The following is a 25526-nucleotide window of genomic DNA, read 5'->3' on the forward strand; positions in this document are numbered from 1 at the left end:
ACGGTACCCATAGGAGTCGGCAGGAGACCCGGTGGCGCCTCGCGGTGCCGCACGGCGGCCGGAGGACGAGCCGGACTGGCCGCGTCGGGCCGCGGCACGTCCGCCTCCCTGCGGCTGCGGCGGTTTGCGACGGTGCTCGCTCATCGAACGATTACTCCTCGGGCAGGCGCACCCGTGCGCGCCTGGAACGGCGGCTGGTTTCCGGTCCCCCCGGAGTACGGATGTGGTCGGTTCCGCATTCACCCGTACTGCACCGGGGACGAGGACGCTCCCCAGGCGTCACGCGGTTCCCGGTGGTGTCCATGCCGCACAGACTACGCATCGCCAAAACGCACCGAGCCCCGAAGTTCACCCCAAAACAGGCAACTTGCCTCCTACGAATCGGTGATGTGATCCCGTTCACCGCCGTCCCCCTTGTCGCATGTGACGGGCCGTTCTATCGTCGTGATGTATCGAACCGATACATCAGCGCGAGATAAGGCGCTGACAGGCACTGCGAGACCTGCGGGACCACCCCGCGGGGCCGGGAGGAGGCGACGATGAGCCGGCGCTCCGGCATCCTCGAGTTCGCCGTGCTCGGCCTGCTGCGGGAGTCCCCGATGCACGGCTATGAGCTGCGCAAACGGCTGAACACGTCACTGGGGGTGTTCCGTGCGTTCAGCTACGGGACGCTCTACCCGTGCCTCAAGACGCTGGTCGCCAACGGCTGGCTGATCGAGGAGCCCGGGAACACCCACGACGACGCCCTCGCCGCTCCCCTCGCCGGACGCCGCGCCAAGATCGTTTACCGGCTGACGGCGGAAGGCAAGGAACACTTCGAAGAGCTGCTCTCGCAGACCGGCCCCGACGCCTACGAGGACGAACACTTCGCCGCGCGGTTCGCCTTCTTCGGGCAGACCTCGCGCGATGTGCGCATGCGCGTCCTGGAGGGCCGGCGCAGCCGCCTGGAGGAGCGCCTGGAGAAGATGCGCGCCTCGCTGGCGCGCACCCGGGAGCGCCTCGACGACTACACGCTTGAGCTCCAGCGCCACGGGATGGAGTCCGTGGAGCGCGAAGTGCGCTGGCTGAACGAGCTCATCGAGAGCGAGCGGGCCGGGCGAGACCTGAGGGGTTCCGCGTCCGGGGGGCCCGCTCAGCAGGACACCACCAATGGATCGACGGGCGGCCTGCCCCGTCGCGGGGAGGCCCCCCGCACGGATACGCCCGACGACACCGCCACGTGAGACCCGGTCAGGGCCTCACTCGTACACACAGGGAGCAACCGGAATGGGTTCGGTTCGCGTAGCCATCGTCGGCGTGGGCAACTGCGCCGCGTCGCTGGTGCAGGGAGTCGAGTACTACAAGGACGCCGACCCGGCGTCCAAGGTCCCCGGCCTGATGCACGTGCAGTTCGGTGACTACCACGTGCGCGACGTCGAGTTCGTCGCGGCGTTCGACGTCGACGCCAAGAAGGTCGGTCTGGACCTGGCGGACGCCATCGGCGCCTCCGAGAACAACACCATCAAGATCTGCGACGTGCCCAGCACCGGTGTCACGGTCCAGCGCGGCCACACCCTCGACGGTCTCGGCAAGTACTACCGCGCCACCATCGAGGAGTCCGCCGAGGAGCCGGTCGACGTCGTCCAGGTCCTGAAGGACAAGCAGGTCGACGTCCTGGTCTGCTACCTGCCCGTGGGCTCCGAGGACGCGGCGAAGTTCTACGCCCAGTGCGCCATCGACGCCAAGGTCGCCTTCGTCAACGCCCTCCCGGTCTTCATCGCCGGTACCAAGGAGTGGGCGGACAAGTTCACCGAGGCGGGCGTCCCGATCGTCGGTGACGACATCAAGTCCCAGGTCGGCGCGACCATCACGCACCGCGTCATGGCGAAGCTGTTCGAGGACCGCGGTGTCATCCTCGACCGCACGATGCAGCTGAACGTCGGCGGCAACATGGACTTCAAGAACATGCTCGAGCGCGAGCGCCTGGAGTCCAAGAAGATCTCCAAGACGCAGGCCGTCACCTCCCAGATCCCCGACCGGGACCTCGGTGAGAAGAACGTCCACATCGGCCCGTCCGACTACGTGGCCTGGCTGGACGACCGCAAGTGGGCCTACGTCCGCCTGGAGGGCCGCGCCTTCGGTGACGTCCCGCTGAACCTGGAGTACAAGCTGGAGGTCTGGGACTCCCCGAACTCCGCCGGTGTCATCATCGACGCCCTGCGCGCCGCGAAGATCGCCAAGGACCGCGGCATCGGCGGCCCGATCCTGTCGGCGTCCTCGTACTTCATGAAGTCCCCGCCGGTCCAGTACTTCGACGACGAGGCCCGCGAGAACGTCGAGAAGTTCATCCGCGGCGAGGTCGAGCGCTGAGGCGCTGAGGACCGCTCGCACGAAACGCTCCTGCCAGGGCCGTGAAGGTCCCCGGGTCACGTGACCCGGGGACCTTCCGCATGTGTGAGGCTGTCGCCCATGCCCGTCGTACGTGACCTGCGCCTGCTGTGGAGCCTGCGGCGTTTCCGGCACCTGCTGTACGTCCGGCTCCTGTCCCAGGGCGCCGACGGTGTCTACCAGGTCGCGCTCGCCGCATACGTCGTCTTCTCCCCGGAGAGACAGGCCTCGGCCACCGCCATCGCCTCGGCCATGGCCGTCCTGCTGCTCCCCTACTCCCTGGTCGGCCCCTTCGCCGGTGTCCTGCTGGACCGCTGGCGGCGCCGGCAGGTCTTCGTGTACGGCAATCTGCTGCGGGCCCTGCTGGCGGCGGCGACCGCCGTGCTGATCACCAGCGGGGCCCCCGACTGGCTGTTCTACGTCTCCGCGCTGTGCGTCACGGCCGTCAACCGCTTCGTACTCGCCGGGCTCTCCGCCGCCCTGCCCCGGGTCGTCGACGCCGAGCGCCTGGTGCTGGCCAACTCGCTCTCCCCGACGGCCGGCACCCTGGCCGCGACCGCCGGAGGGGGGCTGGCCTTCGCGGTGCGGATGGTGGCGGCGGACTCCGACGCGGCGGTGGTCCTGTGCGGCGCCCTTCTGTATCTGAGCGCGAGCCTCGCCTCCCTGCGTCTGGCCCCCGGCCTCCTCGGCCCCGACCGGCGCCCGGCCCGTCCCCCTCTCGGCACGGCACTCGCCTGGACCGCGCGCGAGCTGCCCGCGGCCATCCGGCATCTGACGGCACCCGGGCGCCGCGAGGCGGCGTGGGCGCTGGCCGCGATGACGCTGATGCGCTTCTGCTACGGGGCGCTCCTCGTGCTGCTGCTCATGCTCTGCCGTCATGCCCTGGCCAACACCCCCGAGGAAGGCCTACGGCTGCTGGGGGTGGCGCTGGCATTGTCCGGCACCGGGTTCTTCACGGCGGCCGTGGTGACGCCCTCGGCGGCGGGGCGGCTCGGCCCCCGCCGCTGGATCGTGGTGTGCTCCGGTGCGGCCATGGTGCTGGAGCCCGCACTGGGGCTTCCGTTCGCCACCGGCCCGCTCATGGTCGCCGCCTTCGTCCTGGGGCTGATCACCCAGGGAGCCAAGATCGCCACGGACACGATCGTCCAGGCGTGCGTGGAGGACGGCTTCCGCGGCCGCGTCTTCTCCGTGTACGACGTCCTCTTCAACGTCGCCTTCGTCGCCGCGGCGGGGGTGGCCGCGCTGATGCTGCCGCCGGACGGCCGCTCGCCATTGCTGGTGATCGTCGTCGCCCTCGTCTACGGCGTGATCACCGTCGCCCTGGCCCGCTTCGGGCGGCGGTGAGCCGACGAGTCGCCCGAAGTCCCGGTACGACAGAGCGAGGGCCGATGTTTCACGTGAAACATCGGCCCTCGGTGTCACCGTCCCCGGATGGATGTTTCACGTGAAACACCGCCGGGTCCCGGCTCAGCTCTGCGCGGCCCACCACTCCTTGAGGGCAGCCACCGCGGCATCGTGTTCCATGGGACCGTGCTCCAGGCGCAGCTCCAGCATGTGCTTGTACGCCTTGCCGACGGCCGGGCCCGGGCCGACCCCGAGGATCTCCATGATCTGGTTGCCGTCCAGGTCGGGACGGATGGCGTCCAGCTCCTCCTGCTCCTTCAGCTGGGCGATCCGCTCCTCCAGACCGTCGTAGGCCCGGGAGAGCGCCGCCGCCTTCCGCTTGTTGCGCGTGGTGCAGTCGGAGCGGGTCAGTTTGTGCAGCCGGTCCAGCAGCGGGCCCGCGTCACGGACGTAGCGGCGGACCGCCGAGTCCGTCCACTCCCCGGTGCCGTAGCCGTGGAACCGCAGATGAAGCTCGACCAGCCGGGAGACGTCCTTGACCAGTTCGTTGGAGTACTTCAGGGCGGTCATGCGCTTCTTGGTCATCTTGGCGCCGACCACCTCGTGATGGTGGAAGGAGACCCGGCCGTCCTTCTCGAAGCGGCGGGTGCGCGGCTTGCCGATGTCGTGCAGCAGCGCGGCCAGCCGGAGAGTGAGGTCGGGGCCGTCCTCCTCGAGCGCGATCGCCTGCTCGAGGACGATCAGCGTGTGCTCGTAGACGTCCTTGTGCCGGTGGTGCTCGTCGCTCTCCAGGCGCAGCGCCGGCAGCTCGGGCAGGACGTACTCGGCGAGCCCGGTGTCGACCAGCAGCGACAGCCCCTTGCGCGGTTGCGCGGACAGCAGGAGCTTGTTGAGCTCGTCCCGGACCCGTTCCGCCGAGACGATCTCGATCCGCCCCGCCATCTCCGTCATGGCGGTGACGACCTCGGGGGCCACCGTGAAGTCCAGCTGGGCGGCGAACCGGGCGGCCCGCATCATGCGCAGGGGGTCGTCCGAGAAGGACTCCTCCGGCGTGCCCGGGGTCCTCAGCACACGGGCCGCGAGATCCTCCAGGCCGCCGTGCGGGTCGACGAAGGTCTTCTCCGGCAGCGCCACGGCCATCGCGTTGACCGTGAAGTCGCGGCGGACCAGGTCCTCCTCGATGGAGTTACCGTACGACACCTCCGGCTTGCGGGAGGTGCGGTCGTAGGCCTCCGACCGGTAGGTGGTGATCTCGATCTGGTAGCCGCCCTTGTGCGCGCCGACCGTACCGAAGGCGATCCCCACCTCCCAGACGGCGTCCGCCCACGGCCGGACGATCTTCAGTACGTCCTCGGGGCGGGCGTCGGTGGTGAAGTCCAGGTCGTTGCCGAGCCGGCCGAGCAGCGCGTCACGGACCGATCCGCCGACCAGGGCGAGCGAGAACCCGGCCTCCTGGAAACGGCGGGCGAGGTCGTCGGCGACGGGGGCCACCCGCAGCAGCTCGGTGACCGCGCGCTGCTGCGCCTGGCTCAGGGCAGAGGGAGTGTCTTCGTTGGGGTTCGGCACAACAGAAGAGGGTACGTGCCCCGCGCGCCCGAAGGCGGCCCGGCCGGAGACGGTCATCGGCGTACGCCCGCCCCACGGCGCCGCGTCGAGGCGACGGGACAGCTCCCTGCATACCCACCGCAAGCGCAGCTCTCGCGGCGTACGGCCGCTCTCCCCTCGATACTGGATATAGAGGACGACGCCACGACTGTTCGCCGATCTTGTGAAGGAGACCGCGGCACTTCCCTTCAGCGCGCATCGTTACCATGCGTGGACGCACATTCCGACGACCACTGACGACGACGAGGGACGGGCGAGCGCGTGGCCGAGGCGGCTGACTTCCAGGGGACCAGTGCCTCACCTGCCCGCCGGTGGCTGCGGCGCGCCGGAGCGCTGCTCACCGGGGCGCCACTGCTGGCCGGTCTGCTCCAGCTGCCCGCCGCCGCGCCCGCACAGGCCGCCTCCTCCGACACGGTGTCCGTCTCCCTGGACTCGCTCACCCCCAGTGCCCCCACGGACGGCGACACGCTGACCGTGTCCGGCACGGTGACCAACAACGGCAAGCAGACCGTCACCGACGCCCATGTGGGCCTCCGGGTCGGCCCCCAGCTGACCACCCGGTCGGACATCGACTCCGTCGCCCGGCACTCCGACGATCCGCAGGGCAGCACCGGCTCCGAGGTCGGCGGCAAGTACGAGGAGAAGTTCGCAAAGCTCGCCCCGGGCGTCGCCCAGCACTTCAGCATCTCCGTCCCCGTCGACAAGCTCGGCCTCGACGACGACGGCGTCTACGAATTCGGTGTCGCCCTCTCCGGCGAGACCTCCGCCCAGCCCTGGTCCCGGGTGCTCGGCATCCAGCGGACCTTCCTGCCGTGGCAGCCCTCGGACGCCGACACCAAGACCAGGACGACGTTCCTGTGGCCGTTGCTGTCCACGGTCCACCTGACGGCCAAGACCGGCGCGGGGGACCTCCAGACGCCGGAGTTCCTGAACGACGACCTGGCGAAGGACCTGGCGCCCGGCGGCCGACTGGCCCAGATGGTGGACCTGGGCAAGGATCTCGACATCACCTGGGTGATCGATCCGGACCTGCTGGCCTCGGTCGACGCGATGGCCGTGGGCAACTACCGGCTCCAGGCCGCCGACGGCACGAGCACGCCCGGCCCGCGCGAGCACCAGGAGGTCGCCAAGCAGTGGCTGGCCGCCCTGCAGAAGGCGGTGGCCGGCAAGGAGGTCGTCGCCCTGCCGTTCGCCGACCCCGACCTGGCCTCCCTCGCGCACAACGGCACCAGCGTCACCGGCTCGCTCAGCCACCTCAAGGACGCCACCGACGTCGCCGCGACCACCGTCAAGACCGTGCTCCACGTCACCCCGAGCACCGACTTCGCCTGGCCGGTCGACGGCGCCGTGGACCGGTCGATCATGAAGGTCGCGACCTCCGCCGGGGCCGACCGGGTGATCGCCCGCAGCGACAGCCTCCAGGAGACCGCCGGGCTGCCCTACACGCCGTCCGCCGCCCGCCCGGTCGGCGGGGGCACCACGGCCGTGGTCGCCGACAGCCGGCTGTCCACGGCGTTCGAGGGCGATCTGACGAAGGCGGGCGCGACCACCCTGGCGGTCCAGCGGTTCCTGGCCCAGAGCCTGGAAGTGAACGCGCAGACCGACAAGCAGCGCAGCATCCTCGTCGCCCCGCAGCGCATGCCCTCGGCGAGCCAGGCGCAGGCGATGGCGGCAGCCGTGAAGGCGCTCCAGGGGGGCACCTGGAGCCAGCCCCAGAACCTCACCGCGACCGCCAAGGACAAGCCCGACCCGGCCGCCACCACCCGCATCCCCCCGGCGTCCGCCTATCCCTCCTCGCTGCGCCGGCAGGACCTGCCGCGCACTGCCTTCGAACAGATCGCCCGCACCCAGGCCAAGCTCGACAACTTCCGCGTGATCCTCACCGACCAGTCCCGGGTCGTCACCCCGTTCGGGCGGGCCATAAACCGGGACATGTCCACGTCCTGGCGGGGCCACCGCGGCGCGGCCGAAGGCTACCGGGACGGTGTGGAGGCCTGGCTCGACGAGCTGGCCGACCAGGTCAAGCTGATCGACAAGTCCGAGACCAAGCTCTCGGGCCGCAGCGCCACCATCCCGGTCACGGTCCAGAACAACCTGGTCCAGCCCGTCGGCCACCTGGTACTGCGCCTGGAGTCGACGATGCCGACCCGTCTGGAGATCGGCGGCAAGGCCTACGACGAACAGCCCGTGGAGATCTCCGGCGGGCACAGCCAGTCGGTGAAGTTCACCACCTCGGCCAACGCCAACGGCCGCGTCGCGGTCATCGCCCAGCTGTACACCGAGGACGGCCGCAAATACGGCGAACCCGTCACCTTCGACGTGAAGGTCACGGAGGTCACCCCCACCGTGATGCTGGTCATCGGCGGTGGCGTCCTGCTCCTCGTCCTCGCCGGCTTCCGGATGTACACCCAGCGCAAGCGCGCCGCCGCCCGGAAGCCCGAGGACGACGGCCCCGGCACGGCGCCGGAGGACCCGGAGGAACCCGGGAACCCCGGGGCACCCGAAGGCCGTCTCCCCCAGGAGTCCGAGTCCGACCCCGGGGCAGACGACCCGGAGCAGCCGAGTGACCCTGCGCCGGACACCGCACCGGAAAGCGCCGACCCGTCCGGGACGGGTGAGAGAGTGGACCGTTGAGCGATGTCGTGGCCGGTGGGCCCGGGACGATGAGGTGGGGTAAGCATGAACGCGCCGTACGACGGTGACCGCGGCCAGGGCGCGGCCGGCTCGGGCTACCCCGAGCCGCCGCCCGAGCCCGGCCAGGTGCCGCCGCAGCATGCGGCGGACATGTATCTCCAGGACGCCTACGAGCAGGACCCGTACCGGGCGCACGACCTGGCCGCCCAGGATCCGGTCGCCGAGGCGCTCTACGACCGTGCCGCGCACCCGCCACCGCCACCGGGCTCGCACGAAGCGCAGCAGCCGCTGTACGCGCCGCCCGCCCAGTCGCCCTACGCGCCCGACCCCCGGGTGTGGGCACAGCCGCCGGCGCCCGAGCCGGGCGCAGCCGCCACCCAGTACCTGCCGTACGGCGAGGACCCGCGCACGACCCAGTTCGTGGGTGTGGACGACCTGGTCACGCACTCCGGCGAGGAGTACCACGAGCCGGACGCCTTCGCGCATCTCTTCAAGGACCAGCAGCACAGCGGCGGACACGCGCCGATGGATCCCCCGGCCGCCGCGGGCCAGTACCCGCAGCAGTACGGCCAGAGCCCGCAGCAGGCCCACGCCTACGCCGGCGGCTACCCGGCCGGTCCGGCCGCGCACGGGTATCCGGCGCGGTCCGCGGATGCCGCGCCGGCCGTCCCGGCGGACCCCGGGCAGCCGGAGGTTCCCGCGGCCGGTGACAACCCCGCCGGTGCCGTGGCTCCGGTGGCTCCGGTGGCTCCCGCGAAGAAGGGCGGGAAGGCCGCCGGACTGCTGAAGTCCAGCGCCGTCATGGCGGCGGGCACGATGGTCTCCCGCCTGACCGGTTTCATCCGCTCCGCGCTGATCGCCGCCGCGCTCGGCCTCGGCTTCCTCGCCGACTCCTTCCAGGTGGCCTACCAGCTGCCGACCATGATCTACATCCTCACCGTCGGCGGCGGCCTGAACTCCGTGTTCGTGCCCCAGCTCGTGCGCTCCATGAAGGAGGACGAGGATGGCGGCGAGGCCTTCGCCAACCGGCTGCTGACCCTGGTGATGGTCGCGCTGGCCGCGCTGACCGGGCTCGCGATGTTCGCCGCGCCGCTGCTGGTGCGGCTGCTGGCCAACCCCGTGGCCAGCAACCCCGCGGCCAACGACGTCGCGGTCACCTTCACCCGCTACTTCCTGCCCTCGATCTTCTTCATGGGCATCCACGTGGTGATGGGGCAGATCCTCAACGCGCGCGGGAAGTTCGGCGCGATGATGTGGACCCCGGTCCTGAACAACATCGTCATCATCGTGACGCTCGGCATGTTCATCTGGGTCTACGGCACCGCCGCCAACTCCCACATGGACGTCACCAGCATCCCGCCGGAGGGCCAGCGGCTCCTCGGCGTCGGTGTGCTGCTCGGCCTGGTCGTCCAGGCGCTGGCGATGATCCCCTACCTGCGAGAGACCGGCTTCCGGATCCGGCTGCGCTTCGACTGGAGGGGCCACGGCCTGGGCAAGGCCGCGATGCTCGCCAAGTGGACGGTCCTGTTCGTCCTCGCCAACCAGGCGGGCGCCATGGTGGTGACCCAGCTGTCGACCGCCGCCGGCGCGGACTCCGGCGTCAAGGGCACCGGCTTCGCCGCCTACGCCAACGCCCAGCTGATCTGGGGCCTGCCGCAGGCCATCATCACCGTGTCCCTGATGGCCGCGCTGCTGCCGCGCATCTCGCGCTCGGCCTCCGAGAACGACACGGGCGCCGTCCGCGACGACATCTCCCAGGGTCTGCGCACCACCGCCGTCGCCATCGTGCCCATCGCGTTCGGGTTCGTCTCGCTCGGCGTCCCGATGTGCACGCTGATCTTCGGCTCCGCCGGCACGGGCGCGGCCACCAACATGGGCTACATGCTGATGGCCTTCGGCCTCGGCCTGATCCCGTACTCCGTGCAGTACGTCGTCCTGCGTGCCTTCTACGCGTACGAGGACACCCGCACCCCCTTCTACAACACGGTCATCGTGGCCGCCGTCAACGCCGGCGCCTCGGCCCTGTGCTACTTCGTGCTGCCGGCCCGCTGGGCGGTCGCGGGCATGGCCGCCGCCTACGGTCTCGCCTATGCCATCGGAGTGGGCGTCGCCTGGCGCCGGCTGCGCAAGCGGCTGGGCGGGGACCTGGACGGGTCCCGGGTGATCCGTACGTACGCACGCCTGGGCATCGCCTCGGTACCGGCCGCCCTGCTCAGCGGCGCGGCCTGCTACGGCGTCGGGCACACTCTGGGCCTGGGTGTCGTCGGCTCCTTCGCCGCGCTGATCGCCGGCGGTGCCGTCCTGTTCGGCGTCTTCTTCGTCGCCGCGCGCCGGATGCGCATCGAGGAACTCAACTCGCTCGTCGGTATGGTGCGGGGACGTCTGGGGCGCTGAGGCGAGGGTAGGCGCACAACCATCGTCCGCCGCCGTGTGTCGTGCATAGCGGCCGACTGTGGGCACAATTGGTTTCGGCGTCGGACAGCGTGCAACGGATGGGGAGGCAGGGACGACGGTGGCGGAACGGAGCACAGCTGCCGTCGACGTGGCAGACAACAGCGGTGAGCAGCCGCTGACCGCCAAGGCGGACCAGTCCACGGCCGACGGGGTGGCCAAGAACCCGGAGCGGGACACGGACAGCGACGAGGCACAGGGGAGCGGCGGCACCGAGGGTCCCGGACGGAAGGCCTCCACGCCGGAGTTGCACAGCGGTCACAAGCTCGCGAGGCGCTACCGACTGGAGGAGTGCGTCACCCGTCTGGACGGGTTCAGCAGCTGGCGTGCGGTCGACGAGAAGCTCCGCCGTGCCGTCGGCGTCCACGTCCTGCCCGCGGACCACGCCCGCGCCCGCTCCGTCCTCGCCGCCGCCCGTTCCTCCGCGCTCCTCGGCGACCCCCGCTTCGTCCAGGTCCTCGACGCCGTCGAGGAGAACGACCTCGTCTACGTCGTCCACGAGTGGCTGCCGGACGCCACCGAGCTGTCCACCCTCCTCACCGGCGGCCCGCTGGAGCCGCACGACGCCTACCAGATGGTCAGCCAGGTCGCCGCGGCCATGGCCGCCGCGCACCGGGAAGGCCTCGCCCATCTGCGGCTGAACCCGAACGCCGTCCTGCGCACCTCCACCGGCCAGTGGCGCATCCGCGGCCTCGCCGTGAACGCGGCACTGCGCGGCATCAGCTCCACCACCCCGCAGCGCGCCGACACCGAGGCGATCGGCGCCCTGCTGTACGCGGCGCTGACCCAGCGCTGGCCGTACGAGAACGACGCCTACGGTCTGGCCGGCCTGCCCAAGGACATCGGTCTCATCGCCCCGGACCAGGTGCGGGCCGGTGTGCACCGCGGGCTGTCCGAGCTGTCCATGCGCGCGCTGGTCAACGACGGCGCCACGGCCTCCCGGCACGAGGCGCCGTGCACCACGCCGGAGGAGCTGGTGAAGGCGATCGGCGAGATGCCGCGCATCCGCCCGCCGGAGCCGGCGTTCACGGCGCCGCCGGACTACCAAGGCACGACCTACCAGCAGGGCAGCTACGGCCGACCGGCGCCGCACGCCGGTGCCCCCCAGCCCATCGTGCCCCCGCCGCCCCCGTTGCAAAGCCGCACCGGCAAGGCCCTGAAGTGGGCGGTGTCGGCCCTGCTCATCGCCGCGCTGGGCCTGGGCAGCTGGCAGCTGGCGGACGCCCTGATGGGCCACAACGACAAGTCGGACGACACCAACAAGAGCCAGACCACGGACGGCGGCGGCAAGAACGCCGTGAAGCCGAAGCCGGTGCCGATAAAGATCCGGAACGGCGAGGAGTTCGTCGCCAAGCCACCCGCCCAGAGCCCCGCCACCGTTGCGAACACCTACGACGGTGACGCGTCGACGTACTGGAAGACCAAGAGCTTCAACGAGGGCCCCCCGATCGCGCCCTACAAGCCGGGCGTCGGCATCGTGTACGACCTCGGCTCGGCCAAGAAGGTCCGCACGGCCACCATCGACATGCGCTACGGCGGTGACCACACGACGGTCGAGCTGTACGCCGCGGACTCGTTGACCCCGGCCTCGATGGACTCCATGACGCAGATCGGCAGCGTGACGACCACGGGCACCACCGCCACGGTGAAGGTGACCAAGCAGATCAAGACGCAGTACGTCCTCGTCTGGCTGACGGCCGTGCCGAATTCGGGGTACGACTCGGTCCTGTACGCCAGCGCCGGCTACAAGCAGGCCATCGGCGAAGTGAAATTCACGGGCTGACGTCTCACCCGGACCGGAGGGGGCAGATGGCGGAGGGTGCCGGATACGACGGAGTGGGCGACCGGGACCTGCTCTCCCGCCACGTGGACGGCGACCCGGAGGCCTTCGGCGAGATCGTGCGGCGGCACCGGGACCGGCTCTGGGCCGTGGCCCTGCGGACGCTGGGCGACCGGGAAGAGGCGGCGGACGCCGTACAGGACGCCCTGGTGTCGGCCTACCGGGCCGCCCACACCTTCCGGGGCCAGTCGGCCGTCACGACATGGCTGCACCGGATCACGGTGAACGCCTGCCTGGACCGGGCGCGGAAGGCAGCCTCCCGCAAGACGGCCCCGGTGGACGACACCGCGCGGCTGGAGCAGCTGCTGGAGCCCCACGAGTCCGCCTCGGCACCGGCCGAGCGCAAGGACGTGCACCGTCAGCTCCTCGAAGCACTGGGCACCCTTCCCGCGGAACAGCGGGCCGCTCTGGTCCTGGTGGACATGCAGGGCTATCCCGTGGCCGAGGCCGCGCGGATCCTGGATGTGCCGACGGGGACGGTGAAGAGCCGGTGCGCTCGGGGCCGGGCCAGACTGCTGCCCCTGCTCACGCATCTGCGGCCCGAAGGCGCCGAAGACCCACGGCCGGGCGATACCGGGGGCGCAGAGGAAAACGGTTCGGGACGGAACCGGCGGCAAGGGCCATCCGTCCCACCGGCGACGGGGTCACCGAGCGAACACTCCAGGGGCGCGGGACCGAGCGATTCAGCCGTAGTGAAGGGCGGAGGTGGGCGAGCGTGACGTCGACGACGGACACGACCGGGCACCCGGACGTCGCGGAGATCTCCGACCTCACCGAGGGCCTGCTCGCACCGGACCGGGACAGTGCCGTGCGGCGCCACCTGGGGGTGTGCGCCTCGTGCGCGGACGTGTACGCCTCACTGGAAGAGATCCGTGGCCTGCTCGGTTCCATGCCGGAGCCGGAGCGCATGCCGGATGACATCGCCGTACGCCTCGACGCCGCCCTCGCCACCGAGGCAGCGCGGAACGCCGACGCCGAGGACGCCACGGGCGATGTTTCACGTGAAACATCACTCGCCGCGGACCAGCGCGCCGGACGGCCGGCGGATCACTCCGCCGACCGCCCCGCAGGGCGCGCCCGTGCGGCGACCGGACCGGGACGCAAAGGCACCGAGCGCGGCCGGCGACGGGGCCGGTTCGTCCTGGGCACGGTTCTCACGGCCGCGGTCCTGGGCGCCGGCAGCCTGCTGGTGACGTCCCTGTCCGGCACCTCCGACCATCCGTCGGCCCATGGGACACCGACTGCCTCGGCCGGCACCTTCTCCGGCGACAGTGTGGAGAACCAGGTCCATTCCCTTCTCACCGCGGAGAAGACGCTGCCGCGTGCTGGGGACGGGCCGCGGCAGCACCCGGACGGCGGGCCGCACTCGTTCGGGTCCACCGAGGGACCGAACACCTTGATCCAGACCGCGGTCCCGGTCCCCGACTGTGTCCGGCAGGCGCTCCGGCAGAGCACCGACGTGCTCGGGGCCAAGACGGGAACCTACGCGGGCAGGTCGGCCTATCTCGTCGTGGTGGCCGACGCCCGTGACAGCGCGCGGGTCACGGCCTATGTGGTCGACGCGTCCTGCGTACAGCATCAGCCGTCGTCGGCCGGCGAGGTCCTGCTGAAGCGGTCCCTGGCGCGTCCATAGGCCGTTGGACCACTCCTTCGGACGCTCCGGGGCAGGCGTGTGCCCGGACACACCGGGAATGCACGACCCGTAGGATCCGTTGGGTGGGGTGAGAGTCCCGAAAGGGGCTCCGCCGGTCGACTGACGCAGACCAGAGACGAGGAATCAAGCCGTGAGCGATGTCCGTAACGTGATCATCATCGGCTCCGGGCCCGCAGGCTACACGGCGGCGCTGTACACCGCCCGTGCATCGCTGAAGCCCCTGGTGTTCGAAGGCGCCGTCACCGCGGGCGGTGCGCTGATGAACACCACCGAGGTCGAGAACTTCCCGGGCTTCCGCGACGGCATCATGGGGCCGGACCTCATGGACAACATGCGGGCCCAGGCCGAACGCTTCGGTGCCGAACTCGTTCCGGACGACATCGTCTCCGTCGATCTGACCGGTGAGATCAAGACCGTCACCGACACCGCGGGCACCGTCCACCGGGCGAAGGCCGTCATCGTCACCACCGGCTCCCAGCACCGCAAGCTGGGCCTGCCGAACGAGGACATGCTCTCGGGCCGTGGTGTCTCCTGGTGCGCCACCTGTGACGGGTTCTTCTTCAAGGAGCACGACATCGCCGTGATCGGCGGCGGGGACACCGCGATGGAGGAGGCCACGTTCCTCTCGCGGTTCGCCAAGACGGTCACGATCGTCCACCGCCGGGACACCCTGCGCGCCTCCAAGGCGATGCAGGAGCGCGCCTTCGGTGACCCGAAGATCAAGTTCGTCTGGGACAGCGAGGTCGCCGAGATCCAGGGTGACCAGAAGCTCTCCGGTCTGAAGCTGCGCAACCTCAAGACCGGCGAGCTGTCCGAGCTGCCCGTGACGGGCCTGTTCATCGCCATCGGTCACGACCCGCGCACCGAGCTGTTCAAGGGCCAGCTGGACCTGGACGAGGAGGGCTACCTGAAGGTCGCCTCGCCGTCCACCCGTACCAACGTGACCGGTGTGTTCGCCGCCGGTGACGTGGTCGACCACACCTACCGCCAGGCGATCACCGCGGCCGGTACCGGCTGCGCCGCCGCTCTGGACGCCGAGCGCTACCTCGCCGCCCTCGCGGACGAGGAGCAGGCGGAGCCCGAGAAGACGGCTGTCTGACCTTCCCCTTTCCCCGCCCCACCGCGTAACCGAGGTAAGGAGCCCACTGTGGCCGGCAACGTGAAGACTGTGACCGACGCGACCTTCGAGGAGGAGGTCCTCAAGAGCGACAAGCCCGTTCTGGTGGACTTCTGGGCCGAATGGTGCGGTCCGTGCCGCATGATCGCCCCGTCCCTGGAGGCGATCGCGGCCGAGCACGGCGACAAGATCCAGATCGTCAAGCTCAACATCGACGAGAACCCGAACACGGCCGCCAAGTACGGCGTCATGTCCATCCCCACCCTGAACGTCTACCAGGGCGGCGATGTCGCCAAGACGATCGTGGGCGCCAAGCCGAAGGCCGCCCTCCTGCGCGACCTGGACGAGTTCATCACGGAGTGACGTTTCACGTGAAACACAATGGGGCCAACCCGCTTGGGTTGGCCCCATTGCTATAGCGGCCTCTCCTCTTGCTAGAGCGGCCTCAGCGCGGGTTCCTTCTGGACCGCTCCGAGCAGCCGGTCCAGTGCCATCTCCACGTCTTCCTTCCAGGAGAGCGTGGACCGCAGCTCCAGCCGCAGCCGGGGATGGGCGGGATGCTGCCGGACCGTCTTGAAGCCCACGGCCAGCAGATGATCGGCGGGCAGGAGACAGGCGGGCTGCTCCCATCGGGCGTCACCGAACGCCTCGATCGCCTTGAAGCCCCGGCGCAGCAGATCCTTGGCGACCGTCTGTACCAGCACCCGGCCCAGTCCCTGCCCCTGATAGCCGGGCAGGACGGACCCGGTGATCAGCTGCACGGCGTCCGGCGAGACCGGGCTCGTGGGGAAGGCCGTCGAGCGCGGGACATAGGCCGGCGGGGCGTAGAGCACAAACCCCGCCGGGACGTCGTCGACGTACACCACCCGTCCGCACGATCCCCAGTCCAGCAGGACGGCGGAGATCCAGGCCTCCTTCTCCAGCGCGGTGGTGCCCGCCGTCACCGCCGCCTCGCCGCTGACCGGGTCCAGCTCCCAGAAGACACAGGAGCGACAGCGCTGGGGAAGGTCCTGAAGGTTGTCCAGAGTGAGCGGCACGAGCCGACGCCCCATGAAGGCTGATCCTCGCTTCCTTCACCCGCCGCATCGCGAGCGGCTGACAGCTGCTGACCGGTGGATACGCCTAGCTGATCGCATCGTATCCACGATCCGATTCACTCGATACCGTGCCAAAGCAAAGAGCGGGCCGTGTCCGGTACACACCGGACACGGCCCGCTCCACTGCTGCGAAGGGTGCGAACGGCTGGACTCAGTCCTGCGTCTCGCCGCCGTCGCCGTCCTGAAGGCTCTTCTGGAGTGCCAGCTTCTCGCCCGGGGCAAAGGTGCTGAGGATCCTCTCGAGATCCTCGGCGGAGGCGAACTCGACGGTGATCTTGCCCTTCTTCTGCCCCAGCTCGACCTTCACCCGCGTCTCGAACCGGTCCGAGAGCCGGGTGGCCAGCTCGCTCAACGCCGGGGAGGGTACGGAACCGGCCCGGGGCCCCCGGGTACGCGAGGCCTTCTGAGGCCGTGAGCCCATCAGGGTCACGATCTCTTCCACGGACCGCACCGACAGGCCCTCGGCGACGATCCGGTGGGCCAGCCGGTCCTGTTCCTCGGAGTCCTCCACGGCCAGCAGTGCCCGCGCGTGGCCGGCCGAGAGCACTCCGGCGGCCACCCGCTTCTGCACGGTCGGCGACAGCTTCAGCAGACGCAGGGTGTTGGAGACCTGCGGGCGCGAACGCCCGATTCGGTCGGCCAGCTGGTCGTGGGTGCAGTTGAAGTCCTTCAGCAGCTGGTCGTAGGCAGCGGCCTCTTCGATCGGGTTCAGCTGCGCACGGTGCAGGTTCTCCAGCAGCGCGTCCAGGAGGAGCTTCTCGTCCTCCGTGGCCCGTACGATCGCCGGGATGGCCTGCAGACCGGCCTCACGGCACGCGCGCCAGCGGCGCTCGCCCATGATCAGCTCATAGCGGCCGGGCCCCAGCTGCCGCACCACGACGGGCTGCAGGAGGCCGACCTCCTTGATGGAGGTGACCAGTTCCTGGAGCGCGTCCTCGTCGAAGATCTCGCGCGGCTGGCGCGGGTTCGGCGTGATGGCGTCCAGAGGGATCTCGGCGAAGTGGGCACCCACCGGGGCCGCCGGCACCTCGACGGCGGGGCTCGCCGGAACATCCTCGATGTCCTGTGCGGCGGGCGGCAGCGTGGCCACCTTGGCCGCGGCCACTCCGCGGTCGCCGGTCAGCACCGGGACGGCCGCGGGGGAGGTGGAGCCTCCACCCCCCAGCGCCGCGGAGGCCGGCGTCCTCTCGGACGGGGCAGCGGGGATCAGTGCGCCGAGACCACGGCCCAGACCCCTCCGTCGCTCACTCACTGAATCCCCTCCACCATGCTCTGGTCTTTCTGGGCGCCGATGTGGGCCTGGCTCGCGTCATAGCTGATGCCGACGCCCCTCAGCGCGATTTCCCGGGCCGCCTCGAGGTACGAGAGGGCACCGCTCGATCCTGGATCGTAGGTCAGCACCGTCTGCCCGTAGCTCGGCGCCTCGGAGATACGGACCGAGCGGGGAATGCTCGTCCGCAGCACCTCGTCGCCGAAGTGGCTGCGCACCTCTTCCGCGACCTGCGAGGCGAGACGCGTCCGGCCGTCGTACATGGTGAGCAGGATGGTCGACACGTGCAGGTCGGGGTTGAGGTGCCCCCGCACCAGGTCGACGTTGCGCAGGAGCTGACCGAGTCCCTCCAGCGCGTAGTACTCGCACTGGATCGGAATCAGCACCTCGGCGCCCGCGACGAGCGCGTTGACCGTCAACAGGCCCAGCGAGGGCGGGCAGTCGATGAGGATGTAGTCCAAGGGCTGCTCGTACGCCTGGATGGCCCGTTGCAGCCGGCTCTCCCGGGCCACCAGGGACACCAGCTCGATCTCCGCACCGGCGAGATCGATGGTGGCCGGGGCACAGAAGAGGCCCTCGACGTCGACGACGGGCTGGACCACCTCGGCGAGAGGCTTGCTCTCTACCAACACGTCGTAGATGGAGGGAACTTCGGCATGGTGGTCGATCCCGAGGGCGGTGGACGCGTTGCCCTGCGGGTCCAGGTCGATCACCAGGACCCGGCCACCGTGCAGAGCCAGCGAGGCGGCAAGGTTGACGGTCGTCGTCGTCTTGCCCACGCCGCCCTTCTGGTTGGCGACCACGATGACTCGGGTCTGCTCCGGTCGTGGCAGGCCTGCGCCGGCGCGGCCGAGAGCCTCCACCGCCAGTTGGGCCGCTCGACCGATGGGAGTGTCGTCCATCGGGGGCGGTGTTTCACGTGAAACATCCGCTCCCATCGACTCGGTACGGGGACCGGGGACCGGATCGGTCATCGGTCCCGCGATGTTGGCGTCGGACCGCAAGGATTCACTCTCCTCGACTTCAGGCTCGCGATGAACAGAGCCTCCCATGTCTTCGGGGTCGTGAACCAGTGAGGCCTGTCCATCTGTGGAGAAATCCACCTCTGTGGACAACTCCGTGCCCCTGGAGAGGGACGAAGCCTCCGGGGAGCGGGGCGAAGCCTCCCAGGAGCGGGACGGGACCTCCGGGGAAACGGGATCCTCTCCGAGTGCACCGAGAGGCTTCCGGTCGCGAGGTTCGGCCGCAGCGCGGCCACGACTGATAATGCCGTGCAGCAGTGAGCGACGTTTCACGTGAAACACGATGCACAGCCACTGCGACCGGACCTTTGCGACACTCCGGCTTGCCCGGGTTCGGCAGCTTGTGTGGAGTACGTCCCATCGTCAGGACGGGTCAGCGTCGACGGCCCCCTCCGGCCCGCCGACGCGCGCCCGTCCTCCGGCTCAGCGGCGCCGGCGGGCCCGACCGGTACGGGCGGCCTTGGCTCGCTTGGCGGCGAAGCGCACACCACCCGGACTCTCGCCGACCTCGACCCGCACCACGGTGGACAGCGGGTCCACGACGCCCTCACCCACATGCAGGATGGACGTCTCCACCGCTCCCAGCTTGCTCAGTGCGGTGGCCGCCGCCTTCAGCTCCTCCTCGGCGGTGTCGCCCTTGAGCGCGAGCATCTCGCCGTACGGGCGCAGCAGCGGAATGCCCCAGGTGGCCAGGCGGTCCAGCGGAGCCACGGCCCGTGCCGTCACCACATGGACCGGCGGCAGTTTGCCCATGACCTCCTCGGCCCGGCCGCGCACCACGGTGACATGGCCCAGGCCGAGCAGCTCGACGACCTCGGTGAGGAAGTTGGTACGACGCAGCAGGGGTTCCAGCAGGGTGATGTTGAGGTCGTCGCGGACCAGGGCCAGCGGGATGCCCGGCAGCCCCGCACCGGAACCGACATCGCAGACCGTCACCCCCTCCGGAACGGCCTCGGAGAGCACCGCGCAGTTCAGCAGGTGCCGCTCCCACAGGCGGGGCACTTCCCGCGGACCGATCAAGCCGCGCTGCACGCCTGCCTCGGCGAGCAGCTCCGCATAGCGGACCGCATCGGCGAAGCGCTCACCGAACACTTGCCGCGCCTGCTCGGGCGCGGGGGGAAGCTCCGCTGCCTCCGTCACGGGGACCGTCCTTCCGTACAGCGCCGGCGCTTCGCGCACCGGCCACCAGAACTACCAGGCTGACAAAGTTCGGCCCCGCCTGCTCAACAGACGGGGCCGGTGGAACGGGGGCCGATCAGGCGGGCAGCACGACGACGAAGCGCTGCGGCTCCTCGCCCTCGGACTCGCTGCGCAGCCCCGCGGCCTTGACCGCGTCGTGCACGACCTTGCGCTCGAACGGGGTCATCGGCTTGAGCTTCACGGGCTCGCCGGTGCTCTTCGCCTCGGCGGCGGCCTTGGCACCCAGCTCGGACAGCTCGGAGCGCTTCTTGGCGCGGTAACCCGCGATGTCCAGCATCAGCCGGCTGCGGTCACCGGTTTCCCGGTGCACGGCCAGCCGCGTCAGCTCCTGCAGTGCCTCCAGCACCTCGCCGTCCCGGCCGACCAGCTTCTGCAGGTCACGGCTGCCGGAGTCGCTGATGATCGACACGGAGGCGCGGTCGGCCTCGACGTCCATGTCGATGTCGCCGTCGAGGTCGGCGATGTCCAGCAGACCCTCCAGGTAGTCCGCCGCGATCTCACCCTCCTGCTCCAGGCGGGTGAGGGTGTCTGCACCCTCGGCAGCGGCGGAGGTGGTGCCTTCCGTCACGGGATGGGCTCCTTCTTACTTCTTGGACGGGGACTTGGGCCGCTGCGGGCCACCCTTGCGCTGGCCGGACTGGGCCTTGCTGCGGGTGCCGGAGCCGGGCTTCTGGGGCTGCTCGGCAGCCTCGGGCTTGGCGTCCTGCGGTGCGTCGGACTTCTCCAGCGACGGCGAGTCGCCCGCCTTGGTCCCGCCGGTCTGACGCTGGGACTTGCTCTGGCGCTTGGGCTGCTGGCGCCGGGGGGCGGTGGCGGTGGCCGTGGCCGTGGTGGTACCGGCGGCCGTGCCGTCCTCGGACTGTGCCGTGGCCTGGGCCACGCTCTTCGTCACGGTGCCGTCGGCCTGGGCGGCGAGACCGGCCTTGTTGAGCGCGTTGACGAACTTGCGCTCGAACTCGTTGCGGTCGCGGCCCTTGGCGACGATCGCCTTCACGATGGCCTTCTCGCTGCGCCGGCGGATCTTGCCGTGCTGCGTGACGTGCTTGGTCAGGCGCTCCAGGTAGGCGGCCTGGGCCTTGGAACCCGGGGTCGGGTTGTTGTGGATGACGTACATCTGCTGGCCCATGGTCCACACGTTGGTGGTCAGCCAGTAGATGAGGACACCGACCGGGAAGTTCACACCGAGGACGGCGAACATGATCGGGAAGACGTACATCAGCATCTTCTGCTGCTGCATGAACGGCGTCTTCACGGTGGTGTCGACGTTCTTCGTCATCAGCTGGCGCTGCGTGTAGAACTGCGACGCCGACATCATGACGATCATGATCGCGGTCACGATGCGGACATCGGTCAGCGAGGCGTTCAGGGCGCTGACCTGGCTCTCGCTGCTGAAGAACTTGGCGGCGAGCGGGGCCCCGAAGATGTGCGCGTTCCGCGCGCTCTCGAGCAGGCCGGCGTCGATGACACCGATCTTCTTGCCCGAGGCGATGGCGGCGAGCACGTGGTACAGGGCGAAGAAGAACGGGGACTGCGCCAGGATGGGAAGGCACGAGGAGAGCGGGTTGGTGCCCGACTCCTTGTACAGCTTCATCATCTCTTCGGACTGACGCTGCCGGTCGTTCTTGTAGCGCTCCTGGATCTTCTTCATCTCCGGCTGGAGCGTCTGCATCGCGCGGGTCGCCTTGATCTGCTTCACGAAGAGCGGGATCAGGCAGATGCGGATCAGGATCACCAGCGACACGATGGACAGGCCCCAGGCCCACCCGGTGTCAGGTCCGAAGATCGCCCCGTACACCTTGTGGAACTGGACGATGACCCAGGAGACGGGCCAGGTGATGAAACTGAAAAGGCTGGCAATCGTGTCCACTAATCATGCTCCTTGGGCATGGGACGAGGTCTCTGCGGCCGGGCTCGAAGGAGACTCCGTTGGTGGCTTCGCTTCGGTGGCCGTTTCGGCGGCGGAGGACCCGCCCCTGCGTGCGCGCCAGGCGTCGCGCAGCATTTCGTGCCACCGCGGACGCTTACGCGGCGGAACATGGTCCACGCCACCCGGCGACCACGGATTGCACCGGAGGATGCGCCAGGCGGTCAGTGCGGTCCCTTTGACGGCACCGTGCCGGTCGATGGCCGTGTAGCCGTAATGGGAGCACGACGGGTAGTACTTGCATACCGGCCCCAGCAGCGGACTGATCGTCCACTGGTACAGCTTGATCAGAGCCAGCAGCGGGTACTTCATCGCGCGCCCCCTCCCAGTAGCCGCTGAAGGGCGGCGTCCAGGTCTCGGGCCAGCTGTGCGTGGTCTGCGTCGCCCGCTCCGGGCAGCGCTCGTACGACTACCAGGCTACCGGGGGGAAACAGGCCGACTCGGTCACGCATCAGGTGGCGCAGTCTGCGCTTCACTTTGTTGCGCACGACCGCGCCACCCACGGCCTTGCTCACGACGAAACCCGCACGCGTCGGGGGAGCGCTCTCCCCAGGCGCGTGCGGGTCCGTGGCACCGCTACGAAGGTGGACGACGAGCGTCGGGCGGCCTGCCCGGCGGCCTCGTCGGACCGCGGTCGCGAAGTCCTCGCGCCGCCTCAGCCGGTTCTCGGTGGGCAGCACGATGTCATGACCTGACCGGGATCAGGCGGACAGACGGGCGCGACCCTTGCTACGGCGGGACGCGAGAATCGCGCGGCCGGCACGGGTGCGCATACGCAGCCGGAAGCCGTGGGTCTTCGCGCGACGACGGTTGTTCGGCTGGAAGGTGCGCTTGCTCACTCGGGGGCTCCAGAAAATCGGTAGTGGCGGGGTGCCGTCCTGGCTGTCACCGTGCGCCCACGAGTAGCTCGCGTCACGCCCGAGTGCACCGCTTCCCGATCACCTGACGTGACCTGTGCCCATCGGAGGCAGGCGGCAGCAGCCATCGACAACTCGACCTGGTTACGGTACGCGGGGCCGAGCCGTCCGGTCAAACCGAGGGTCGCCGAGAGACACTGTCCACAGGCTGGGGACAACAACTTGAACCGCACCCGCCGCGCTGACTACCGTGGCTGGACTCCGATTCGTTCCCTTATCCCCGCCCGACCCGATTTTCATCCCGACCCGTCCCCGAACCACACGTTCGTGGGACCTGTGAGAGAGCGTGCCCTGTGGCTGACGTACCTGCCGATCTTGCCGCAGTGTGGCCGCGAGTACTGGAACAGCTGCTCGGCGAGGGCCGCGGACAGGGCGTGGAGGCCAAGGACGAGCACTGGATCCGGCGCTGCCAGCCGCTCGCGCTGGTCGCGGACACCGCCCTGCTCGCCGTGCCCAACGAATTCGCGAAGAACGTTCTGGAGGGTCGTCTGGCGCCCGTCGTCAGCGAGACCCTGAGCCGGGAGTGCGGCCGTCCCATCCGGATCGCGATCACCGTGGACGACTCCGCGGGCGAACCCCCGGCGCCTCCCGTCCAGCAGCCGGCGAAGCCGCGCTACGAGGAGCCGGAGCTGCCCTCGGGCGCGTACGAGGGCTACGGCCGGCCCCGTGGCGGCGAGCAGCCGGGCGGCGAGCAGCACTCCGAGCAGCTCCCGGCCGCCCGCCCCGACCAGCTCCCCACGGTCCGCCCGGTCTACCCGTCCGAGTACCAGCGGCCCGAGCCCGGCGCCTGGCCGCGCCCCGGGCAGGACGACTACGCCTGGCAGCAGCCCCGGCTCGGCTTCCCCGAGCGCGACCCGTACGCCTCGCCGTCCTCCCAGGACGGCTACGGCTCCGGCGCGGACGCGTACGGCGGGCCGTCCCACGACTACCGCCCCCAGGGCATGGACCGGCCGCCGTACGAGCAGCAGCGCGGCGAGTACGACTCCGCGCGGGGCGAGTACGACCCGTCCCGGACCGAGTACGACCAGCGCGACCCGGTCCGCCGTGAGCTGCCCGATCCGGCGTCCCACCGCGGCGGCCCCGGCCGCCCGGACGGACCTCCCACCGGTGCCCCCGGTCCGCTGGCCGCGCAGCCGGCGCCGGCGAGCGGCCCGGGCGAGCCGACCGCGCGGCTGAACCCCAAGTACCTGTTCGACACGTTCGTGATCGGCGCCTCCAACCGCTTCGCGCACGCGGCGGCGGTCGCGGTCGCCGAGGCACCGGCCAAGGCGTACAACCCGCTGTTCATCTACGGGGAGTCCGGACTCGGCAAGACCCATCTGCTGCACGCCATCGGGCACTATGCGCGCAGCCTGTACCCGGGCACGCGGGTGCGGTACGTCAGCTCGGAGGAGTTCACCAACGAGTTCATCAACTCCATCCGCGACGGCAAGGGCGACAGCTTCCGCAAGCGGTACCGCGAGATGGACATCCTTCTGGTCGACGACATCCAGTTCCTCGCGGACAAGGAGTCGACGCAGGAGGAGTTCTTCCACACCTTCAACACGCTCCACAACGCCAACAAGCAGATCGTGCTCTCCAGCGACCGGCCGCCCAAGCAGCTGGTCACGCTGGAGGACCGGCTGCGCAACCGTTTCGAGTGGGGCCTGATCACCGACGTCCAGCCGCCCGAGCTGGAGACGCGGATCGCGATCCTGCGCAAGAAGGCGGTCCAGGAGCAGCTGAACGCGCCGCCGGAGGTGCTGGAGTTCATCGCCTCCCGGATCTCGCGGAACATCCGTGAGCTGGAGGGCGCGCTGATCCGGGTGACGGCGTTCGCGTCGCTCAACCGGCAGCCGGTGGACCTGGGCCTGACCGAGATCGTCCTGAAGGACCTCATCCCCGGCGGGGAGGACAGCGCGCCGGAGATCACCGCCACGGCGATCATGGCGGCCACCGCGGACTACTTCGGGCTGACGGTGGAGGACCTGTGCGGGACCTCGCGCGGGCGCGCGCTGGTGACCGCGCGGCAGATCGCCATGTACCTGTGCCGCGAGCTGACGGATCTGTCGCTGCCGAAGATCGGCGCGCAGTTCGGCGGCCGGGACCACACCACCGTGATGCACGCCGACCGCAAGATCCGCGCGCTGATGGCCGAGCGGCGCTCGATCTACAACCAGGTCACCGAGCTGACCAACCGCATCAAGAACGGCTGAGCCGGCCGTACACGGGCGCCGAGGGCGCTCCGGGGCGCACACCGCCTCCGGGGCGCCCTCCGGCGTTCCCGGCCCAGTTGGGCCTCGGCGAGGCGCGCCGAGTCCCGCTGAGGCCCACCGCCGCCCCCTGATGTCCACCGGCCGCTCCGACGCCGAGGGCACCCCGCACGCGGCCGCCGACGGGCCAGGCCCCCGCCGCGGCCCTCCGGCAACGCCTCCCACCCCCTCCAACGGCCTCGGCCGGCGTCCGAGGCGCCGGATGCGACGTCTCGGGCCGTTTCCTCCCCGTCATCCCTTGTTCGATTACCTGCCTGGTTACGGCCTTCCTCCACAGATTCGGCGACTTTCTTCCGTCCACAGACTGGGGACTGCAAAGTTGTCCCGAACTGCGTCCACAGGGAGGCTGGCCCCAGGACATCCACCCAGCTCACGGGCCTGTGGAATCGTGGACGAACGATCTCCACAGACTGTGGATAACCACATCGTCCCCAGGCCGGGCGTCGCGTTTTCCACCGGTACCCCACAGGCTGGGGGCGGTTGTCCCCAGCAAACCGGGGCTTCTCCACATGGCTGTCCACTGTTCGGCAACCCGACGCCCCCGCTCACCGCGTCGAGTGAAAGGCGTCACAGGAGGCTGCCGGATTGGGTTGTGGGAAACCTGGGTATTCCTGGGGACACAGCTGGGGAGAACTGCCCTCAGCCTGTGGGCGGTGTGTGCAGAACTTTCCGTTCTCCACAGAGGGCCCAGGTTGTCCACTGCCTCCACCCACAGGACCAGTGGATAAAAAACCCGGGCTGAGCTGGGCAAACGTGGTTATCCACCGTATCCACAGGCCCTACTACTACTCCCGACTAGAGAGAGCTCGGCAATCGTTTTGAAGCGGGGGCT

21 protein-coding genes are annotated in these 25526 nt (G+C 69.9%); 11 read left to right on the forward strand and 10 right to left on the reverse strand.

Features of this window, described 5'->3' with window-relative positions:
• The first annotated feature begins 539 nt into the window (after positions 1–539).
• The 3 genes from H5J33_RS00760 to H5J33_RS00770 all read left to right on the forward strand — a co-directional run bounded on the left by H5J33_RS00760 (position 540) and on the right by H5J33_RS00770 (position 3711).
• Entirely contained in the window at positions 540–1223 is a 684-nt protein-coding gene (locus H5J33_RS00760) for a PadR family transcriptional regulator (RefSeq protein ID WP_030615125.1), read from the forward strand.
• 43 nt (positions 1224–1266) lie between these two features.
• Positions 1267–2349, forward strand: coding sequence for an inositol-3-phosphate synthase (locus H5J33_RS00765; RefSeq protein ID WP_181792762.1), 1083 nt, complete (start codon positions 1267–1269; stop codon positions 2347–2349).
• Positions 2350–2448: 99 nt separating this feature from the next.
• Positions 2449–3711: an MFS transporter gene (locus H5J33_RS00770; RefSeq protein WP_181792763.1), complete on the forward strand. Its 1263-nt coding sequence runs from the start codon at positions 2449–2451 to the stop codon at positions 3709–3711.
• Between the two features lie 123 nt (positions 3712–3834).
• On the opposite strand, the gene H5J33_RS00775 is transcribed toward H5J33_RS00770, so the two are convergent.
• On the reverse strand, positions 3835–5277 hold the full coding sequence (locus H5J33_RS00775) for a CCA tRNA nucleotidyltransferase (protein WP_181792764.1): 1443 nt from the start codon (positions 5275–5277) through the stop codon (positions 3835–3837).
• Between the two features lie 300 nt (positions 5278–5577).
• Here H5J33_RS00775 and H5J33_RS00780 point away from each other — a divergent pair, with 300 nt between their 5' ends.
• The 7 genes from H5J33_RS00780 to trxA all read left to right on the forward strand — a co-directional run bounded on the left by H5J33_RS00780 (position 5578) and on the right by trxA (position 15375).
• Positions 5578–7950: a DUF6049 family protein gene (locus tag H5J33_RS00780; RefSeq protein WP_181792765.1), complete on the forward strand. Its 2373-nt coding sequence runs from the start codon at positions 5578–5580 to the stop codon at positions 7948–7950.
• A 45-nt stretch (positions 7951–7995) separates the two neighbouring features.
• A complete protein-coding gene (murJ, locus tag H5J33_RS00785; protein WP_181792766.1) occupies positions 7996–10344 on the forward strand; it encodes a murein biosynthesis integral membrane protein MurJ in 2349 nt (782 codons plus the stop codon).
• A 118-nt stretch (positions 10345–10462) separates the two neighbouring features.
• Positions 10463–12184 (forward strand): protein kinase family protein, encoded by a 1722-nt coding sequence (locus H5J33_RS00790; protein ID WP_181792767.1) that lies wholly within the window; start codon positions 10463–10465, stop codon positions 12182–12184.
• Between the two features lie 26 nt (positions 12185–12210).
• Positions 12211–12960 (forward strand): RNA polymerase sigma factor SigM, encoded by a 750-nt coding sequence (gene sigM, locus H5J33_RS00795; RefSeq protein ID WP_181792768.1) that lies wholly within the window; start codon positions 12211–12213, stop codon positions 12958–12960.
• Positions 12957–13874, forward strand: a complete 918-nt coding sequence (locus tag H5J33_RS00800) for an anti-sigma factor (RefSeq protein WP_181792769.1) — start codon at positions 12957–12959, stop codon at positions 13872–13874. The genes sigM and H5J33_RS00800 overlap by 4 nt, the downstream gene beginning before the upstream one ends.
• Positions 13875–14025: 151 nt before the next feature.
• Positions 14026–14994 carry a thioredoxin-disulfide reductase gene (gene trxB / locus H5J33_RS00805; protein WP_181792770.1) on the forward strand — a complete coding sequence of 323 codons (969 nt, stop codon included), beginning with the start codon at positions 14026–14028 and terminating at the stop codon, positions 14992–14994.
• Between the two features lie 48 nt (positions 14995–15042).
• The gene (gene trxA / locus H5J33_RS00810; RefSeq protein ID WP_181792771.1) at positions 15043–15375 is read left to right on the forward strand and encodes a thioredoxin; all 333 of its coding nucleotides are present in this window, start codon (positions 15043–15045) and stop codon (positions 15373–15375) included.
• A 71-nt stretch (positions 15376–15446) separates the two neighbouring features.
• On the opposite strand, the gene H5J33_RS00815 is transcribed toward trxA, so the two are convergent.
• The 9 genes from H5J33_RS00815 to rpmH form a co-directional block, all read right to left on the reverse strand.
• Positions 15447–16064, reverse strand: a complete 618-nt coding sequence (locus H5J33_RS00815; protein ID WP_181792772.1) for a GNAT family N-acetyltransferase — start codon at positions 16062–16064, stop codon at positions 15447–15449.
• A gap of 196 nt (positions 16065–16260) precedes the next feature.
• The gene (locus tag H5J33_RS00820; RefSeq protein WP_181792773.1) at positions 16261–17361 is read right to left on the reverse strand and encodes a ParB/RepB/Spo0J family partition protein; all 1101 of its coding nucleotides are present in this window, start codon (positions 17359–17361) and stop codon (positions 16261–16263) included.
• Positions 17358–18431: a ParA family protein gene (locus H5J33_RS00825; RefSeq protein WP_181792783.1), complete on the reverse strand. Its 1074-nt coding sequence runs from the start codon at positions 18429–18431 to the stop codon at positions 17358–17360. Before H5J33_RS00825 ends, H5J33_RS00820 begins: the two co-directional genes overlap by 4 nt.
• 393 nt (positions 18432–18824) lie before the next feature.
• Positions 18825–19541: a 16S rRNA (guanine(527)-N(7))-methyltransferase RsmG gene (gene rsmG / locus H5J33_RS00830; RefSeq protein WP_181792774.1), complete on the reverse strand. Its 717-nt coding sequence runs from the start codon at positions 19539–19541 to the stop codon at positions 18825–18827.
• A 115-nt stretch (positions 19542–19656) separates the two neighbouring features.
• Positions 19657–20169 (reverse strand): R3H domain-containing nucleic acid-binding protein, encoded by a 513-nt coding sequence (locus H5J33_RS00835; protein ID WP_181792775.1) that lies wholly within the window; start codon positions 20167–20169, stop codon positions 19657–19659.
• Positions 20170–20184: 15 nt separating this feature from the next.
• Positions 20185–21468 carry a membrane protein insertase YidC gene (gene yidC / locus H5J33_RS00840; protein WP_181792776.1) on the reverse strand — a complete coding sequence of 428 codons (1284 nt, stop codon included), beginning with the start codon at positions 21466–21468 and terminating at the stop codon, positions 20185–20187.
• Positions 21469–21471: 3 nt separating this feature from the next.
• Positions 21472–21837: a membrane protein insertion efficiency factor YidD gene (gene yidD, locus H5J33_RS00845; protein WP_078637607.1), complete on the reverse strand. Its 366-nt coding sequence runs from the start codon at positions 21835–21837 to the stop codon at positions 21472–21474.
• Positions 21834–22205 (reverse strand): ribonuclease P protein component, encoded by a 372-nt coding sequence (gene rnpA / locus H5J33_RS00850; RefSeq protein WP_078637608.1) that lies wholly within the window; start codon positions 22203–22205, stop codon positions 21834–21836. The genes yidD and rnpA overlap by 4 nt, the downstream gene beginning before the upstream one ends.
• A gap of 21 nt (positions 22206–22226) precedes the next feature.
• On the reverse strand, positions 22227–22364 hold the full coding sequence (gene rpmH, locus H5J33_RS00855; protein WP_003956500.1) for a 50S ribosomal protein L34: 138 nt from the start codon (positions 22362–22364) through the stop codon (positions 22227–22229).
• Between the two features lie 371 nt (positions 22365–22735).
• Between rpmH and dnaA the strand changes: the two genes are divergently transcribed.
• Positions 22736–24637: a chromosomal replication initiator protein DnaA gene (gene dnaA, locus H5J33_RS00860; protein ID WP_181792777.1), complete on the forward strand. Its 1902-nt coding sequence runs from the start codon at positions 22736–22738 to the stop codon at positions 24635–24637.
• Positions 24638–25526: the final 889 nt, after the last annotated feature.

Origin of the sequence: Streptomyces sp. WELS2 (assembly GCF_013870595.1) — a bacterium.
Taxonomy (GTDB): domain Bacteria; phylum Actinomycetota; class Actinomycetes; order Streptomycetales; family Streptomycetaceae; genus Streptomyces.